This is a genomic window from Streptomyces sp. NRRL F-5123 (genome assembly GCF_000721495.1).
Taxonomy (GTDB): Bacteria; Actinomycetota; Actinomycetes; order Streptomycetales; family Streptomycetaceae; genus Actinacidiphila.
The window spans coordinates 320548-337112 of sequence record NZ_JOHY01000008.1 but is presented as its reverse complement, the minus strand read 5'-3'; the positions used below and the strand labels follow the sequence as shown (position 1 = coordinate 337112).

The following is a 16565-nucleotide window of genomic DNA, read 5'->3' as shown; positions in this document are numbered from 1 at the left end:
GGTCACTTGCTCTCCTCGGTGCGGGCGGCGTTGCCCGGGTCGGTGCCGGGTGCGGGTCGTTCGGTGCTGAGGGCCGGCTCGGAGCCGCCGAGCAGCAGGTAGAGCACCGCCATCCGGGTGCTGACACCGTTGGCGACCTGCTCGACGGCGGTGCAGCGCGGCGAGTCGGCGACCTCGGCGGTGATCTCCATGCCGCGGTTCATCGGGCCGGGGTGCATGACGATGGCGTGCTCGGGCAGCGCGGCCATCCGCCGCCCGTCCAGGCCGTAGCGGCGGGCGTACTCGCGCTCGGTCGGGAAGTACGCGGCGTTCATCCGCTCGCGCTGCACCCGCAGCATCATGACCGCGTCGGACTTCGCCAGGACCGCGTCGAGGTCGTAGGAGACCTCGCACGGCCAGGTCTCCACACCGATCGGCAGCAGCGTGGGCGGCGCGACGAGGGTGACGCCCGCGCCCAGGGTGGCCAGCAGCTGGACGTTGGAGCGGGCGACGCGGCTGTGCAGGATGTCGCCGACGATCGTGATCCGGCGGCCGGCCAGGTCGCGGCCCACGCCCGACAGGTGGCGGCGCATCGTGAAGGCGTCCAGCAGCGCCTGGGTGGGGTGCTCGTGCGTGCCGTCGCCGGCGTTGACCACCGAGGCGTTGATCCAGCCGGAGGTGGCGAGGTTGTGCGGGGCGCCGGAGGAGTGGTGCCGTACGACGACGGCGTCGGCGCCCATCGCCTCCAGGGTCAGCGCGGTGTCCTTCAGCGACTCGCCCTTGGACACCGAGGATCCCTTGGCGGAGAAGTTGATGACGTCGGCGGACAGCCGCTTGGCCGCCGCCTCGAAGGAGATGCGGGTGCGCGTCGAGTCCTCGAAGAACAGGTTGACGACGGTGCGGCCGCGCAGGGTGGGCAGCTTCTTGATCGGCCGGTCGGCGACGCGGGCCATCTCCTCGGCGGTGTCGAGGATCAGCAGGGCGTCGTCACGGGTGAGGTCGGCGGCCGAGATCAGGTGGCGCTTCATGGGGTGTCTCGTCTCCGGGTGTGCGGGGGCATGGCGGGGCGGCCTTCGGGCATGCGGCGGCGCAGGACCCCTGCGGCGGGGGCCCTGGCGTACGGCGCTACTCGTCCGCTGCCGTGCCGCTGCGCGGTGCCGGGTCGCGCTGGCCGAGCAGGACGCTGTCGCGCCCGTCCTGCTCGGTGAGCAGCACACGGACGGTCTCGCGCTGCGAGGTCGGGAGGTTCTTGCCGACGTAGTCGGCGCGGATCGGCAGCTCGCGGTGGCCCCGGTCGACCAGCACGGCGAGCTGGACGGCCCGCGGGCGGCCGATGTCGCCCAGCGCGTCGAGGGCGGCGCGGATGGTGCGGCCGGAGAAGAGCACGTCGTCGACGAGGACGACGAGCCTGCCGTCGACGCCGTCGCCCGGGATCTCGGTCGTGGCCAGCGCGCGCGGCGGGCGGAGCCGCAGGTCGTCGCGGTACATGGTGGTGTCGAGGGAGCCCACGGCGGTCTCGCGGCCGGTGATCTCGGCGAGCTTGGCGGCCAGTCGGCGGGCCAGGAACACCCCGCGGGTGGGGATGCCGAGGAGCACCACGTCGTCGGCGCCCTTGGCGCGTTCGACGATCTCGTGGGCGATGCGGGTGAGGACCCGGGCGATGTCGGGTGCCTCGAGGACCGGGCGGTCCTGTCGCGGATCGGTTGTACCGGCGGTAACGGCTTCGCCGGCCGATGCGGTCGTGCGGTTCTCGACCATGGGTCGGGGACCTCCTTCCCCGCCTCACGGGACGGGCGTTAAAGGACGTCGGGGGTACGCCCATCACCGTATCAGGTGACCCGGACCGCCCAGGTCAGGGACCGGTCGGACCTATTCGGCTTGACGAGCGCGGATTACGCTGCGTAACCTCACAGTGAGTCACCGAGATTCCGTCCGGGGAGCCATATGTCCAGCGATTACGCCAAACAGCTCGGCGCGAAGCTCCGCGCCATCCGCACCCAGCAGGGACTGTCGCTGCACGGTGTCGAGGAGAAGTCCCAGGGCCGCTGGAAGGCAGTGGTCGTGGGCTCGTACGAGCGCGGCGACCGCGCCGTGACCGTCCAGCGCCTCGCCGAACTCGCCGACTTCTACGGCGTGCCGGTGCAGGAGCTGCTGCCGGGTTCGACCCCCGGCGGTGCGGCCGAGCCGCCGCCGAAGCTGGTCCTCGACCTGGAGCGGCTGTCCCAGGTCCCGCCGGAGAAGGCCGGCCCGCTGCAGCGGTACGCCGCGACGATCCAGAGCCAGCGCGGCGACTACAACGGCAAGGTGCTGTCGATCCGGCAGGACGACCTGCGCACGCTCGCCGTGATCTACGACCAGTCGCCGTCGGTCCTGACCGAGCAGCTCATCGGCTGGGGCGTCCTCGACGCGGATGCCCGCCGGGCGGTCCAGCACGAAGAGGGCTGACGCCCTCGCCTTGAGCAGAAACGTCCCGCCCCGGGGCGGTCCCCCTTCCCCGGGGCTCCGCCCCGCGTGGCCCGGCGCTGCGGCCGGGTGAGTTTACGGGGTGCCCCCGCGCCGGCGTGCGCCACGGGGTGCCTGTCGCGGTGGCCCGCGCGATCTTCCGCCGGTGGTGGGCTGGTCGCTCCGTTGTCCCCCATGGCTTCGGCTGGGGGCGGCCCCACGCGCACCTGGGGTCGCGCGGCGGGGCGTCGCGCGCCTGCTTCGGTGGGTGGCTCGGGTGCCACTCCGGGGGTACCTCCTCGGAATGCGCGTTCACCCTCACCCGTATCCGGTGCCGGACTGGCAAGCGCATTCCTGCGGGGGCACCCCCGGATCGCCCCCCTCCCGACGTCTCGTCGGCGGCTGCCCGCCGGTGGGGGTGAGCGTGCGAGGGACCGCGCTTCGCCGCCAACGGTGTGTTCGCCCCACAGGAAGACCGTCCGCCGACGTCTCACCGGCACGGGTCCGGTGGCCCCCGGACGCAGTTCGGGGACGGGTGGGAAACGCCGCCCGCCGCGGGCATCCCCCGCGGCGGGAGAGCCGCGCGCCCGCCGCGAGGGGTGGCCCGGGGGCGTTTCCCGGGCCACCCCCACGTGCGGGTCAGACGGGCGCGTGGCCCGCGGAGCGGGTGGTGAAGGTCGCGCGGCCCTGCGTGCGGCTCCGGAGGGAACCGGCGTAGCCGAAGAGCTCGGCGAGGGGCACCGTCGCGGCGACCTCCGACGCGCCGGGGACGGAGCGCTGGGCGCTCACCCGGCCTCGCCGGGCGGCGAGGTCGCCCAGCACCGCTCCGACGAAGTCGTCCGGCGTGGTCACCGTGACCTCGACGACCGGCTCCAGGAGACCCAGCTCGCAGCTGCGCAGCGCCGCCCGCAGGGCGTCGCGCCCGGCGGTGCGGAAGGCGAGCTCCGAGGAGTCCTTGGGGTGCGTGGCCCCGTCCGTGAGGACGACCCGCAGGCCGGTGACGGGGTGCCCGCCGAGCGGACCCTCGACGAGCGCGTCCCGGCAGCCGTCCGCGACAGCCCGTACGTACTCGCGCGGCACCCGCCCGCCGGTCACGGTGGACGCGAACACGAAATCCTCCTCTCCCCCGTCGTGCGGGGCGACGTCGATCACCACGTGCGCGTACTGCCCGGCGCCGCCGTCCTGCTTGACGTGCCGGTGGACGTGCCCGGTCACCCCGCGCCGCACGGTCTCCCGGTAGGAGACCTGCGGGCGGCCGACCGCGACCCGGATGCCGTGGTCGATGCGCACTTTCTCCACCGCGACCTCCAGGTGCAGCTCCCCCATGCCGGCCAGCACGAGCTGGCCGGTCTCCGCGTCGGTGCGGACCGCGAGGGAGGGGTCCTCCTCCGCGAGCCGGGCGAGCGCGCCGACGAGCCGTTCGGTGTCGGCGGACAGCGCCGCCTCGACCGCGACGGAGACGACCGGCTCGGCCACCTGCGGCGGCTCCAGGACCAGCGGCGCGCCCGGTGCGCACAGCGTCGCGCCGGGGCGTGCGGCCTTGGGCCCGACGACGGCGACGATGTCGCCGGCGACGGCCTGCTCGGCCTCGGCGTGCCGGTCGGCCTGCACCCGCAGGATGCGGCCGACGCGTTCGGTGCGCCGGGTGCCCGCGTCCAGCACGGTGTCCCCCTTCCGCAGCGTGCCCGAGTAGATCCGCAGGAACGTGAGCCGCCCGGTGGCGGTCGCGTTGACCTTGAACACCAGCCCCGCGAAGGGCGCCGCCGGGTCGGCGGGCCGTTCGGCGGGCCCGTCCGCCGCCCGCCCCCGTACCGCCGGGACGTCCAGCGGCGAGGGCAGGTAGGCGGTGACGGCGTCCAGCAGCGGTTCGACACCGCGGTTGCGGTAGGCCGAGCCGCACAGCACGACGACGGCCTCGCCGCCGCGCGTGAGGTCGCGCAGCACCGCGGTCAGCGTCTCGGGGGTCAGCGCCCGCCCGGCGCAGAACTCCTCCAGCGCGGCCGGGTGCAGCTCCGCCACCGTCTCCTCCAGCAGCCGGCGGCGCCGCGCGGCCTCGTCCCGCAGCTCCGGCGGCACGTCGCCCTCGGTGCACGCGGCGGCGCCGTCCGCCCAGACCAGCGCCCGCATCGCCACGAGGTCGACGACGCCGGTGAAGCCGTCCTCGCGCCCGATCGGCAGCTGCACGACCAGCGGCACGGTGTGCAGCCGCCGCCGGATGGAGTCGGCCGCGGCGTCGAGGTCGGCGCCGGCCCGGTCCAGCTTGTTGACGAAGGCGATGCGCGGGACGCCGTGCCGGTCGGCCTGCCGCCACACCGACTCGCTCTGCGGCTCGACGCCGGCGACCGCGTCGAAGACCGCGACGGCGCCGTCCAGGACGCGCAGCGAGCGTTCGACCTCGTCGGCGAAGTCGACGTGGCCGGGGGTGTCGATGAGGTTGATCCGGTGGCCGTCCCAGTCGCAGGAGACGGCGGCCGCGAAGATGGTGATGCCGCGGTCGCGCTCCTGCGGGTCGAAGTCGGTGACGGTGGTGCCGTCGTGGACCTCACCGCGCTTGTGGGTGGCGCCGGTGAGGTAGAGGACCCGCTCGGTGACGGTGGTCTTGCCCGCGTCCACATGGGCGAGGATGCCGATGTTGCGGACGGTCGCGAGGGGGTTGGCGGTCTGACGGGTGCGGGTGCTGCGCACGGCCCTGGGCCTTTCGGGTGATCCGGGAAACGGGCGGGCGCGATTCCCCGGGCGCACCGGGCCCACGGGTCGCCGGACATCGGCCGGCGGCGGGGGGCGTGCGGGTGCGTCAGGGGGTCCGGGGCCGGCCGCGCAGCCGGCGCCGGAGGCACGAGGACACCAGGATCACCCGGTGCCGCGACGCGGGGATGACAGCAGTGGTACGCACGGCCGGTCTCCCCTCGTTCGTCAGCGGGCGCGCCCCTCGTGGAGGCCGGCGCGCGATTCCGGGCGTGAGCGTAGCGCGACGCAAGTGCGGCGGGCACCGGGTTTTCCGCGGGCGCCGCTCAGGCGGTGTAGAGCCGGGCGACGACCTCGGGCAGCAGACGCTCTGTCAGCGGCGCGGGCAGCGCCTGGAGTACGGCGAGCACCGGCGCCATCCGCTCCGGCAGCGCTCCGTCCGCGCCGACGCCGGCGACGTCGAGCGCGAAAGCGACCTCGTCGGGCCCGAGCGCCGCGGGGTCGAGCCCGGCCGCGGCCTCGGCAACGGCGGGGTCGGCGGTCGCGGGCCCCAGCGCGCGGGCCCGGCCTGCCGCGGCGGCCAGCTCGGCGAGCAGCTCGTCGATACGGGCCGGGTCCGCGACGGCCGCGGTCACGGTCAGGTGCACGTTCGCCGGTGACGGGCCGAAGGCGGGCTGCGGCTGGAGGTACCAGCCGCGCAGCCGCATCTCGTCGGCGACGACGAAGGGGTCCGGCCCCTCCTCGGCGGCGGCCACCGCGACGAGGGAGGCGTCCGGAGCGCCCAGCACACGCAGGCCCTCGATCCGCCCGATGCCCTCGGTGAGCCGCCGGGTCGCCCCGTCCACCCGGCGGGCGAGGTCGGTGTACCCGGCGGTGCCGACCTTCCGCAGCACCGCCCACGCGGCGGCGAGCGGCCCGGCGGACTTGGTGCCCTGGAGGGTGGCGTTGACGACCGGGTAACCGGGCCAGGAGGCGTGCGCGAACCAGCCGTGGCGGCGCAGCTCGGCGTCGCGGAAGAGCAGGACGGAGGCGCCCTTGGGCGTGTAGCCGTACTTGTGCAGGTCGACGGACAGCGAGGTGACGCCGGGCACGGCCAGGTCGAACGGCGGGGGCGGGGGGATCTCCCCCGCGAGCCGCCGGTGGCCGAGGTACCAGCCGCCGATGCAGGCGTCGACGTGGCAGAGCACCCCGCGCTCGGCGGCGGCCGCCGCGACGGCGGGTACCGGGTCGACCACCCCGTGCGCGTACGAGGGCGCGGACACGACGACCAGGGCGGTGCGGTCGGTGAGGGCGGCGGCCGTGGCACCCGGGTCGGCCCGGAAGGTGCCCGGGTCGACGGGGACGGTGACGGGGGTCAGCCCGAAGAGCGCGGCGGCCTTGTGGAAGGCGGCGTGCGCGGTCTGCGGGAGCACGATCTCGGGCGCGGTGACCCCGCGGGTGCGGGCGGCGTGCTCGCGGGCGGTGAGCACCGCGAGCAGGCAGCTCTCGGTGCCGCCGCTGGTGAAGGTGCCCGCGGTGGCGGGGCCGCCGCCCAGTAGCCGGGCGGCCTGCCGGACGACGTCGTTCTCCAGCGCGACGACGCTGGGGAAGGCGGTCATGTCCAGCCCGTTGACGCCCGCGTACGCGGCGTGCGCGCGGGCCGCCAGCTCGTCGAGGCCGGCGAGCCCCGCGTCGTACACGTAGGCCATGGTGCGGCCGCCGCGCACGGGCAGGTCGGCGGCCCGCAGCCGCTCCAGGTGGGCCAGGATCGTGTCGTCGCCGCCGGGGCCCGCCGCTTCGTCCATGCGCGGGAATCTAGGCCACGGTGTGCGGCATGCACCAGGCCCGAAGCAGAATATTGTTCACCTTCTGCTGTCGGGCCTGGTCAGGGGTGCGAGCGGGAGCCCGCGGCTAGCGCGGCAGGGTCGGCTTGAGCTCCATGAGCTTGCCGAGCAGGCCGTTGACGAAGGACGGCGACTCGTCCGTGGAGAACTCCTTGGCGAGCTCCACCGCCTCGTCCAGCACCACCGCGTCCGGGACGTCGTCCTCCCAGATCAGCTCGTAGGCGCCGAGCCGCAGCACGTTGCGGTCGACGACCGGCATCCGGTCCAGCGTCCAGCCAACGGCGTGCCGCGACAGCAGCTCGTCGATCGGCCCGGCGTGCGCCGCGTAGCCCTCGACCAGCTGCATCGTGTACTCGGTGACCTGCGGCTGCCGGTCGTCGGTCCGGGCGAGCCGGATCCAGTCGGCCATCACGGTCACCGGGTCGGCCTCCCGCTGCTCCGCCTCGAAAAGAATCTGGAAGGCGCGCTTGCGGGCCTTGTTCCGTGCGGCCACGGTTAGCTGTTCACCCGGCCGAGGTAGTCGCCCGTACGGGTGTCGACCTTGACCTTCTCACCCGTGGTGATGAAGAGCGGGACACCGATCTCGTAGCCGGTCTCCAGCCGGGCCGGCTTGGAGCCGCCCGTCGAGCGGTCGCCCTGGACGCCCGGCTCGGTGTACTCGATGACCAGCTCGACGGCCGCGGGCAGCTCGACGTACAGCGGCGAGCCCTCGTACATCGCCACGGTGGCGTCGAAGCCCTCCAGCAGGTAGTTGGCGGCGTCGCCGACGACCTCGGGGGTGATGGTGATCTGGTCGTAGGTCTCGGTGTCCATGAAGACGAAGTCGGTGCCGTCCTTGTAGGAGAACTGCATGCCGCGCTTGTCGACGTTGGCGGTCTCGACCTTCACACCCGCGTTGAAGGTCTTGTCGACGACCTTCCCGGAGAGCACGTGCTTCAGCTTGGTGCGCACGAAGGCGGGGCCCTTGCCGGGCTTGACGTGCTGGAACTCGACTACGGTCCAGAGCTGACCGCTGTCCAGCTTGAGCACGAGGCCGTTCTTGAGGTCGTTCGTGGTGGCCACGGTTGCGGATCTCCTGAATGTGCTGCTTCGGGGACCGCGGACACCCCCTGCCCGTCACAGGGCGAGGAGTTCCTTGGTCGTGATGGTGAGTAGCTCGGGCCCGCCGTCCGCCGCGGGGCGTACGACGAGTGTGTCGTCGATACGGACCCCGCCGCGACCCGGAAGGTGGACCCCCGGCTCGACGGTGACCGGCACGCAAGCGTCCAGTTTACCCATGGCCGCAGGTGACAACTGAGGGTCCTCGTCGATTTCCAGGCCCACCCCGTGCCCGGACCACTGCGCGGCACCGTCGCCGTGCCCCGCCGCGACCAGCGGCTGCCGGGCCACCCGGTCGACGTCCCGGCAGGCCACACCCGGTGCCAGGGCCTCCCGGCCGGCCCGCTGGGCGTTGAAGACCAGGTCGTACAGGTCGATCTGCCAGCCCGCCGGGGCCGTGCCGATCACGAATGTGCGGCCCACCTCGCAGCGGTAGCCGCGGTAGCACGCGCCGAGCCGCACGGTGAGGAAGTCGCCCTCCTCGACCCGCCGGTCCGTGGGGACGTGCCGGGCCGTGCCGCTGTTCGGTCCGGTGCCCACGGAGGTGGGGAAGGCCGCGCTGTCGGCCCCGTGGTCGACGAGCCGGCGCTCCAGCTCCAGCGCGAGGTGCCGCTCGGTGCGGCCCACCAGGATCGATTCCAGCAGCTCGCCGAGCGCCTGGTCGGCGATCTCCGCGGCGATCCGCAGCGCGGCGATCTCGTGCTCGTCCTTGACCAGCCGCAGCTGCTCCACGGCTCCGCCGAGGTCGGACATCGGCATGCCGTTCGCGACCGAGCGGATGGCGCGGTGGCGCGCCACGGTGAGGTGGTGCTCCTCGACGGCGAGCGACCCCGCGTGCTGCTCGCGGGCGAGCGTGGCCGCGGCCACGGCGGCGTCACCGTCCGGCGAGGGCAGCACGGTCGCCCGCAGGTCCTCCGGGGGCTGCTCCCCACCGCCCCGCGGGCCGGCGGCCGCGCCGTCGTCGTCCGGCGGCGGCCGCAGGTGGACGAGGGTGTCCTCGGCGCCCGGCCCGACCAGCAGCGCGGAGCCGGGTGGCGCGCAGCCGGTCAGATACCGGACGTTCGCCGGTCGGGTGATCAGCGCGGCGGCCGCGCCTGCCGCGGCGCATCGCTCGCGCAGCCGGTCCCGCCGGGTCCCATGCACCTCCGCCATGCGGCGAGCTTAAGTCGGCGTGCCGACCGCCGCCCCTTTTCCGCCGCCTTGCGGAGCCGGGCCCTGCCCTGTGTGCGGGGACGGCTTCACCAGGTAGGGGGGCCCTGCAAGCTGCGCAGCACTACGCGGTCGAGGGCCGCGGCCGCCGCCGCGACGTCGAGGTGGGAGTTGTCGATGATCGGCAGGCCCGATCCGTACCAGCCGGCCATCCGCCCGTGGATACGGGCGACCTCCTCGTCGGAGAGCCGGCGGTTGCCGGAGCGCTCGGCGTTGCGGGTCAGGACGACGTCCAGGCCCGGGAGGAGCACCACGGGGACGAGGCCGGGCCCCACGTGCCGCTTCCAGCCGCCGAGGCCGACCGCCGGGCGGTCGGGGAAGACGGCGTCGTCGATGATGCAGGACACTCCGTTGGCCAGGAAATTGCGCGCCGCGAAACCGCAGGTGCGCCGCGCCAGCCGGTACTGCGCCTCGGAGTGCTCGTTCCAGCCCGCCTGCGGGTCGGCGAACCCGGCCCTCACCCACTCGCGGACGTCGTCGAGGCTGATGTGCGCGGTCGGGGCGCCGCGGTTGTCCGCCCAGTGCCGCGCGATGGTCGTCTTCCCGGCGCCCGCGGCGCCGATCAGCAGGACGGCCACCGGGCCGTGGGCGGCGCCGCCCAGCGAGCCGTTGCCGTCCGGCACGGGCGCCTGCACCGGGGCCGCCGGGGGCAGCGGGAAGTGCCCGGTGACGCTCACGGCCGGGGGCGTCGGGCCTCCGCCGGGCTGCGGCGCCCCCACAGCGTGCTGCATGTCGGCCGACTCCATCTCGTGCGGTGTGCGCTGCCGCGCGGGTTGACATGGAACGGTACCGTTCCCGTGCTTCGTTTGGTGAACGCCCGGGAAACCTCCCCGGTGCCCTGCCCTCGCCGGGCGGGCTTTCGGGGGCTGCCCTCTGCGCAGGGCGGCGCTTCTCCCGGGCGCGGGAGGGCTTGGCGCTGCCGCGCCGGGCAACCATCAGGGGCGCGTGGAACTGCGCGCTCAGCCCCCACCCGCGCGCGGGCCTTCACCGACCCGAAGGGGCAGTTCGGTCCGTACCGGACCACCGGACTGTGGTGGGCTGCGCGCGCGGTTCTCCCCCGGGCTTCGCCCGGGAGGTGCCCCCACGCGCCCCTGACGCCCTACTCGGTGGGGAGGTCGGCGAGGGCCTGGAGGGCCAGGAGGTAGGAGGTGAGGCCGAAGCCGGCGATCGTGCCGGTGGCCACCGGGGCGATCACGGACTCGTGGCGGAAGGCCTCGCGGGCGTAGGGGTTGGAGATGTGGACCTCGACGAGCGGCGCGGTGCGCTGCGCCGCGGCGTCGCGCAGGCCGTACGAGTAGTGCGTGAACGCACCGGGGTTGAGGACGACGGGCACCTGCCCGTCGGCCGCCTCGTGCAGCCAGCGGATGAGCTCGCCCTCGTCGTTGGTCTCGCGGACCTCGACGGCGAAGTCGAGCTTCGCCCCGAAGGCCGTGCAGCGCTCGACGAGGCCGGCGTAGGAGGTGGAGCCGTAGACGTCGGGCTCGCGGGAGCCGAGGCGGCCGAGGTTGGGGCCGTTCAGGACGAGGACCGGGCGGGTCACGCGGACACCTCCCCGTAGGCGGCGAGCAGGACCGCGGGGTCGGGGCCTTCGAGGACGGTCGGCTTGGCGAGGCCGTCGAGGACGATGAAGCGCAGCAGGTCGCCGCGGGACTTCTTGTCGACCTTCATGGTCTCCAGCAGCCGCGGCCACTGGTCGCCCCGGTAGGTGAGCGGCAGGCCGACCGCGCCGAGGACGGCGCGGTGCCGGTCGGCGGTGGCGTCGTCGAGGCGGCCGGCGAGGCGGCCGAGTTCGGCGGCGAAGACCATGCCGACCGAGACGGCGGCGCCGTGCCGCCAGCGGTAGCGCTCGTTCTTCTCGATGGCGTGGGCGAGCGTGTGGCCGTAGTTGAGGATCTCCCGCAGGCCGGATTCCCTGAGGTCGCTGGAGACGACGCCGGCCTTGACGCGGATGGCGCGTTCGACCAGCTCGGCGGTGTGGGCGTAGCCGGGGCTGCGGGCGCCCTCGGGGTCGGCCTCGATGAGGTCGAGGATGACCGGGTCGGCGATGAAGCCGGCCTTGATGATCTCGGCGAGGCCGCTGACGTAGTCGTTGGCGGGCAGCGAGTCGAGGGCGGCGAGGTCGCACAGGACACCGGCGGGCGGGTGGAAGGCGCCCACGAGGTTCTTGCCCTCGGCCGTGTTGATGCCGGTCTTGCCGCCGACGGCCGCGTCGACCATGCCGAGCACCGTGGTGGGAACGGCGATCCAGCGCACCCCGCGCAGCCAGCTCGCGGCGACGAAGCCCGCGAGGTCGGTGGTGGCGCCGCCGCCGACGCCGACGATGACGTCGGTGCGGGTGAAGCCGCTCTGGCCCAGGGCCTTCCAGCAGTAGGCGGCGACCTCGGCGGTCTTGGCCTCCTCGGCGTTGGGCACCTGGACGGCGACGGCCTCGTAGCCCTGCTCGGCGAGGTCGTCGCGGACGGCCTCGCCGGTGCCGGCCAGCGCCTCGGGGTGCACGACGGCCACCCGCCTGGCCTTCGGCCCGATGAGGCCGGGGAGTTCGCCGAGCAGCTGGTGACCGATGAGCACGTCGTACGGGTCGGTGCCGGCGGTCCCGGCGACGGTGATGCGGACCGGGGGCGCGGTGGCGGAGGCGGTCTCGGGCGTGTCGCTCATGCGTCCTTCAGCTGGAGTGCGTCGAGGACGGTGTCGGCCACGTCCTCGGGGGTGCGGTCGTCGGTGGGGACGACGGCCCGGGCGACTTCGGTGTAGAGCGGGCGGCGCGCCTCCATCAGCTCCCGCCACCGCTGCCGCGGGTTGACGGCGAGCAGCGGGCGTGGGGCGTCGAGCCCGACGCGGTGGACGGCGGAGTGCAGGCCGACATCGAGGAAGATCACCGGCAGACCGTCGAGCAGGGCGCGGGTGCCGGCGTCCATGACGGCGCCGCCGCCGAGCGCGAGGACTCCGCCGTGGCCGGCCAGCGCGTCGCGGACGGCGGCGCTCTCCAGCGCGCGGAAGTGCGGCTCGCCGTGGTCGATGAAGATGTCCGGGATCGGCTTGCCCGCGGTCGCCTCGATGTCGGCGTCGGTGTCGCGGAAGCCGACGCCGAGCCGTTCGGCGAGGATGCGGCCCGTGGTGGACTTGCCCGCGCCGGGCGGGCCGACCAGCACGACGGCAGGGGGCCCGGCTGTGCCCGCGGCCGGCGCCGTCACCGTACGACCAGGTGGTCGAGGTAGTCCTGGACGTTGCGCCGCGTCTGCGCGACGGAGTCGCCGCCGAACTTCTCGGCGACGGCGTCGGCGAGCACGAGGGCGACCATGGCCTCGGCGACGATGCCGGCGGCGGGCACCGCGCACACGTCGGAGCGCTGGTGGTGGGCCTGCGCGGGTTCGCCGGTGGCGACGTCGACGGTGGCGAGCGCGCGCGGCACGGTCGCGATGGGCTTCATCGCGGCGCGCACCCGCAGCAGCTCGCCGGTGCTGATGCCGCCCTCGGTGCCGCCGGAGCGGCCGGAGCTGCGGCGGATGCCGTCGGGGCCGGGCACGATCTCGTCGTGCGCCTGCGAGCCGGGGACGCGGGCGAGGTCGAAGCCGTCGCCGACCTCGACTCCCTTGATGGCCTGGATGCCCATGAGGGCGGCGGCGAGCCGGGCGTCGAGCCGGCGGTCCCAGTGGACGTGCGAGCCGAGGCCGACGGGCACCCCGTAGGCCAGCACCTCGACGACGCCGCCGAGGGTGTCGCCGTCCTTGTGGGCCTGGTCGATCTCGGCGACCATCCGCTTGCTCGCGTCGGCGTCGAGGCAGCGCACCGGGTCCTCGTCGAGCCGGGCCTCGTCCGCCGGCACCGGCACCACCCCGTACGGGGCCTTGGCGGCGGCGAGTTCGACGACGTGCGAGACGATCTCGATGCCGGTGGTCTCCTTGAGGTAGGAGCGGGCGACGGCGCCGAGCGCGACACGGGCCGCGGTCTCACGGGCGCTGGCGCGCTCCAGGACCGGCCGGGCCTCGTCCAGGTCGTACTTCTGCATCCCCGCGAGGTCGGCGTGGCCGGGCCGGGGCCGGGTCAGCGGGGCGTTGCGGGCCAGCCCCGCGAGGATCTCGGGGTCGACCGGGTCGGCCGCCATGACCTGTTCCCACTTGGGCCACTCGGTGTTGCCGACCATGACGGCGACCGGGCTGCCCATGGTGCGGCCGTGGCGTACGCCGCCGAGGAAGGTCACCTCGTCCCGCTCGAACTTCATACGGGCGCCGCGGCCGTAGCCGAGCCGCCGCCGCGCCAGTGCGTCGGCCACCAGCTCGGTGGTGACGGGTACCCCGGAGGGCAGCCCTTCCAGTGTCGCCACGAGTGCGGGGCCGTGCGATTCCCCCGCGGTCAGCCAGCGCAACCTGCTCAACGGTGCTCCCTCGACAAAGCCCTGCCGTTCTCGCCCCGATCCTCCCACGTTTCGCGGCGCGGCCCGGACGGGCGTCCAGGGTGCGGGACGGGGCTCGGCGCTCAGCCGCCGCCGAGAGCCGCCTCGCCCGCCGCGCGCATGGCGTCCACGGGTATGCCGGTGTGCCCGGTGTACTGCTCGATCTGCAGGACGGCCTGGTGGACGAGCAGGTCGAGACCGCCGAGCACGGTGCCGCCGCGGGCGGACCAGGCGGCGGCCAGCGGGGTGGGCCAGGGGTGGTAGAGGACGTCGAAGAGCGCGCCCGGCTCCTGGGGCACGGCGTCGGCGAGGTGGTCGGCGGCGCCCGCGGGCGTGGTGGCGATCACCAGCGGGGCGTCGAACGCCGCGGCCGCGCCGTCCCACCCGGCGGTGCGTACGGCCACGCCGAGCCGCTCGCCCCACTGCCGCATCTCGGCGGCGCGGGCGGCGCTTCGGACGTACGCGGTGACCTCGCCGGTGCAGATGCGCGAGAGCGCGGCGAGCGCCGAGGACGCGGTGGCACCTGCGCCGAGGACGGCGGCGGAGGGCACCGTGGTGATGCCGCGCTCGTACAGGGCGGCGAGCAGCCCGGGGATGTCGGTGTTGTCGCCGCGCCGCCCGTCGGGGCCGAACACCACGGTGTTGACGGCCTCGACGGACGCGGCGGTGGGCGTGATCCCGTCGAGCAGCGGGATCACGGCCCGCTTGAGCGGCATGGTCAGCGACAGCCCCGCCCACTCGGCCGGGTCGAGGCCGCCGAGGAAGGCCGGGAGGGCGGCCTCGTCGACCTCGAAGCGGTCGTAGCGCCAGCCGCCGAGGCCCATCGCGGCGTACGCGGCGCGGTGCAGCGCCGGGGACAGCGAGTGGGCGATCGGCGAGCCGAGCACGGCGGCGCGGCGGGCGCCGCCGGAGGGTGCGGTGGGGTTCACTGGGGTCGTCGCCCGTCTTCGCTGGTGGCTGCTAGCTGTTCTTGATCTTCTCGAATTCCGAGCGGGTCTCGGTGAACTCGGTGGTCTTGCCGTCCTTGGAGATGAAGAAGTACCAGGGGCCCGAGTCGGGGTTCATCGCGGCCTTGAGCGCGTCGAGGCCCGGGTTGCCGATGGGTCCGGGCGGGAGGCCCTTGTAGACGTAGGTGTTGTACTTGTCCTTCAGCGAGAGGATCTCCTCGTTGGAGATCTTCTCCTGGCTGCGGTTCTTGACGTAGTTGTACGTCGAGTCGAACTGCAGCAGGCCGTTGGTGCCCTGCTTGTTCGCCGGGTCCAGCCGGTTGTAGATGACCTTGGCCATCTTGCGGAAGTCGTCGTCCGTCTTGCCCTCGGCCTGCACCAGGCTGGCGACGGTGAGGAACTGGTACGGGCCGGACAGGTGGTGCTTCTTGGCCTCGCCCGCGAGGTCCAGCTGCGAGTACTCGGCGTTCGCCTGGGCGACCATCTGCTTGAGCAGGACCTCGGGCTTCATGCCCTTGGCGACGCTGTACTTCATCGGGAAGAGGAAGCCCTCCAGCGGGTCCTTCACGTTGTGCCCGACGACGGCCCAGTCGGGCAGGCCGAAGGTCTTGTACTGGGCCTTGGCGACGCCCTCGGTGGTGCCGGCCTTGAGGCCGAGCTTGGTGTCTATCGCCGCGTAGATCTGCTTGTCGCGCATGCCCTCGGCGATGATCAGGGCGTCCTGCGACTTGGGGTCGAGCATCATCGCGACGGCCGCGTCCGCCGACATCTGCTTGTTGAGCGAATAGACGCCGGCCTGGATGCTCGTGCCCTTGGGGTTCTTGTTGGCCGCGGTGGTGAAGGCCTCGACGCTCTTGACCACGCCGGCCTGCTTGAGCAGGTTGCCCATGGTGGTCAGGGTCGCGCCCTTGGGGATGGTGACCTGCACCGAGCCGGTGCCCTGGCCGGAGTAGTCGGGGGCCGGGCCGAAGTGGTCCTGGTAGAAGCCGTAGCCGTAGTAGCCGCCGCCGGCGAGCCCGCCGACGAGTACGAGCGCGACGACGAAGCACGCGCAGCCGCTGCGGCGCTTGCGGCCGCCCTGCTGGTCGCGGCCGGCGCGGCGGCCGGCGCTCGCCGGGGCGTCGTCGTCATCGTCGTCGTCGTCGCGGTTGGCGAAGAAGTTGTGCTCGCGCGGGCCCTTGTCCTCGTCGGCGTCCCAGTCGGTGGCGGCCGGGCCGCTGCTCAGCGGAGTGGTGTGCGGCTCCTGCGGCCGGGTACCGGGCGGGGGCTGCTGCACACGGCCCTGCCCGGGGCCGGGAGCCTGGCCCTGGCCGGGGGCGCCCATGCCCTGCTGACCGCCGGGGCCGGGCTGCTGGGGTTGCCGGAACTGTGACTGCGGGTACTGGCCGGTGCCCTGGTCGTAGTAGCCGCTCTGCTGCTGCGGGTGGCCGTACGGGGCCTGCGGGCCGCGGCCGTACGCCTCCGGCGTGCCGTAGCTCCCGGTCTGGTGCGAGCCGGTGTCGTACGTGCCGTGGCTGCCGGTGTCGTACGTGCCGTGGCTCCCCGTGTCGTACGTGCCGTGCGAGCCGGTGTCGTACGCGCCCTGGCTCCCCGTGTCGTACGTGCCGTGCGAGCCGGTGTCGTAGCCGCTCTGCTGCGGGTAGCCGGCCTGCGGGTACTGGCCGGTGTGGCCCTGCTGCTGCGGGTAGCCCTGCTGCTGCCCGTACTGCTGCTGGGGCGCTTGCGGGTACTGGCCGGTGCCCTGCTGCGGGTACTGCTGCTGGGGTTGGCCCGTGGCGTAGGGGTCCTGCCAGTCGCCGCCGTACTGTCCCTGCGGCTGCTGCTGGTACCCCTGACCCCGGTTGTACGAGTCGCCGAACAGCGGATCGTCCGGGTCCCACGGTTCGGAGCCGGAGCCCCGGCCATAGTCAGTCATCGGTCCCCTTGGTACGCGGCCGGCATCGGGCCTGCCGACCTTGCGAAACGGGCGGCGCCATGAGGCGCCGCCGTGTC

General features: G+C 74.1%; 15 protein-coding genes. 1 reads left to right on the top strand and 14 read right to left on the bottom strand.

What is annotated here, in order from left to right; translation table 11 throughout:
• Positions 1–2: 2 nt before the first annotated feature.
• Positions 3–1007 (bottom strand): aspartate carbamoyltransferase catalytic subunit, encoded by a 1005-nt coding sequence (locus IH54_RS0111110; protein ID WP_031515399.1) that lies wholly within the window; start codon positions 1005–1007, stop codon positions 3–5.
• Between the two features lie 97 nt (positions 1008–1104).
• Positions 1105–1737 (bottom strand): bifunctional pyr operon transcriptional regulator/uracil phosphoribosyltransferase PyrR, encoded by a 633-nt coding sequence (pyrR, locus tag IH54_RS0111105; protein ID WP_078862088.1) that lies wholly within the window; start codon positions 1735–1737, stop codon positions 1105–1107.
• A 186-nt stretch (positions 1738–1923) separates the two neighbouring features.
• Here pyrR and bldD point away from each other — a divergent pair, with 186 nt between their 5' ends.
• Positions 1924–2424: a transcriptional regulator BldD gene (gene bldD / locus IH54_RS0111100; RefSeq protein ID WP_031515395.1), complete on the top strand. Its 501-nt coding sequence runs from the start codon at positions 1924–1926 to the stop codon at positions 2422–2424.
• A 636-nt stretch (positions 2425–3060) separates the two neighbouring features.
• Here bldD and fusA read toward each other — a convergent pair.
• The 12 genes from fusA to mltG form a co-directional block, all read right to left on the bottom strand.
• Entirely contained in the window at positions 3061–5106 is a 2046-nt protein-coding gene (gene fusA / locus IH54_RS0111095; RefSeq protein ID WP_031515393.1) for an elongation factor G, read from the bottom strand.
• 326 nt (positions 5107–5432) lie between these two features.
• Positions 5433–6890: a pyridoxal phosphate-dependent decarboxylase family protein gene (locus IH54_RS0111090; protein ID WP_031515392.1), complete on the bottom strand. Its 1458-nt coding sequence runs from the start codon at positions 6888–6890 to the stop codon at positions 5433–5435.
• A 106-nt stretch (positions 6891–6996) separates the two neighbouring features.
• Positions 6997–7422, bottom strand: a complete 426-nt coding sequence (gene nusB, locus IH54_RS0111085) for a transcription antitermination factor NusB (RefSeq protein ID WP_031515390.1) — start codon at positions 7420–7422, stop codon at positions 6997–6999.
• 2 nt (positions 7423–7424) lie between these two features.
• Positions 7425–7991, bottom strand: a complete 567-nt coding sequence (gene efp, locus IH54_RS0111080) for an elongation factor P (RefSeq protein WP_031515388.1) — start codon at positions 7989–7991, stop codon at positions 7425–7427.
• A 54-nt stretch (positions 7992–8045) separates the two neighbouring features.
• Complete coding sequence (locus IH54_RS0111075) at positions 8046–9179, bottom strand: M24 family metallopeptidase (protein ID WP_031515386.1); 1134 nt, start codon at positions 9177–9179, stop codon at positions 8046–8048.
• Between the two features lie 86 nt (positions 9180–9265).
• Positions 9266–10117 (bottom strand): AAA family ATPase, encoded by an 852-nt coding sequence (locus IH54_RS0111070; RefSeq protein WP_078862096.1) that lies wholly within the window; start codon positions 10115–10117, stop codon positions 9266–9268.
• A 218-nt stretch (positions 10118–10335) separates the two neighbouring features.
• Positions 10336–10776 carry a type II 3-dehydroquinate dehydratase gene (gene aroQ, locus IH54_RS0111065; protein WP_031515382.1) on the bottom strand — a complete coding sequence of 147 codons (441 nt, stop codon included), beginning with the start codon at positions 10774–10776 and terminating at the stop codon, positions 10336–10338.
• On the bottom strand, positions 10773–11891 hold the full coding sequence (gene aroB / locus IH54_RS0111060) for a 3-dehydroquinate synthase (RefSeq protein ID WP_052397285.1): 1119 nt from the start codon (positions 11889–11891) through the stop codon (positions 10773–10775). The genes aroQ and aroB overlap by 4 nt, the downstream gene beginning before the upstream one ends.
• Positions 11888–12427 carry a shikimate kinase gene (locus IH54_RS0111055; protein WP_031515378.1) on the bottom strand — a complete coding sequence of 180 codons (540 nt, stop codon included), beginning with the start codon at positions 12425–12427 and terminating at the stop codon, positions 11888–11890. Before IH54_RS0111055 ends, aroB begins: the two co-directional genes overlap by 4 nt.
• Complete coding sequence (aroC, locus tag IH54_RS0111050) at positions 12424–13608, bottom strand: chorismate synthase (RefSeq protein ID WP_031515377.1); 1185 nt, start codon at positions 13606–13608, stop codon at positions 12424–12426. The genes IH54_RS0111055 and aroC overlap by 4 nt, the downstream gene beginning before the upstream one ends.
• Positions 13609–13709: 101 nt before the next feature.
• The gene (locus IH54_RS0111045) at positions 13710–14555 is read right to left on the bottom strand and encodes a shikimate dehydrogenase (RefSeq protein ID WP_031515376.1); all 846 of its coding nucleotides are present in this window, start codon (positions 14553–14555) and stop codon (positions 13710–13712) included.
• Between the two features lie 31 nt (positions 14556–14586).
• Positions 14587–16488, bottom strand: a complete 1902-nt coding sequence (mltG, locus tag IH54_RS0111040) for an endolytic transglycosylase MltG (protein WP_031515375.1) — start codon at positions 16486–16488, stop codon at positions 14587–14589.
• Between the last annotated feature and the right edge of the window lie 77 nt (positions 16489–16565).

Excerpts from the sequence above, each read along its gene's own strand:
- bldD (WP_031515395.1), top strand. The coding sequence starts at position 1,924 with ATGTCCAGCGATTACGCCAAACAGCTCGGCGCGAAGCTCCGCGCCATC.
- IH54_RS0111075 (WP_031515386.1), bottom strand. The coding sequence starts at position 9,179 with ATGGCGGAGGTGCATGGGACCCGGCGGGACCGGCTGCGCGAGCGATGC.
- IH54_RS0111110 (WP_031515399.1), bottom strand. The coding sequence starts at position 1,007 with ATGAAGCGCCACCTGATCTCGGCCGCCGACCTCACCCGTGACGACGCC.
- IH54_RS0111090 (WP_031515392.1), bottom strand. The coding sequence starts at position 6,890 with ATGGACGAAGCGGCGGGCCCCGGCGGCGACGACACGATCCTGGCCCAC.
- mltG (WP_031515375.1), bottom strand. The coding sequence starts at position 16,488 with ATGACTGACTATGGCCGGGGCTCCGGCTCCGAACCGTGGGACCCGGAC.
- pyrR (WP_078862088.1), bottom strand. The coding sequence starts at position 1,737 with ATGGTCGAGAACCGCACGACCGCATCGGCCGGCGAAGCCGTTACCGCC.
- aroB (WP_052397285.1), bottom strand. The coding sequence starts at position 11,891 with ATGAGCGACACGCCCGAGACCGCCTCCGCCACCGCGCCCCCGGTCCGC.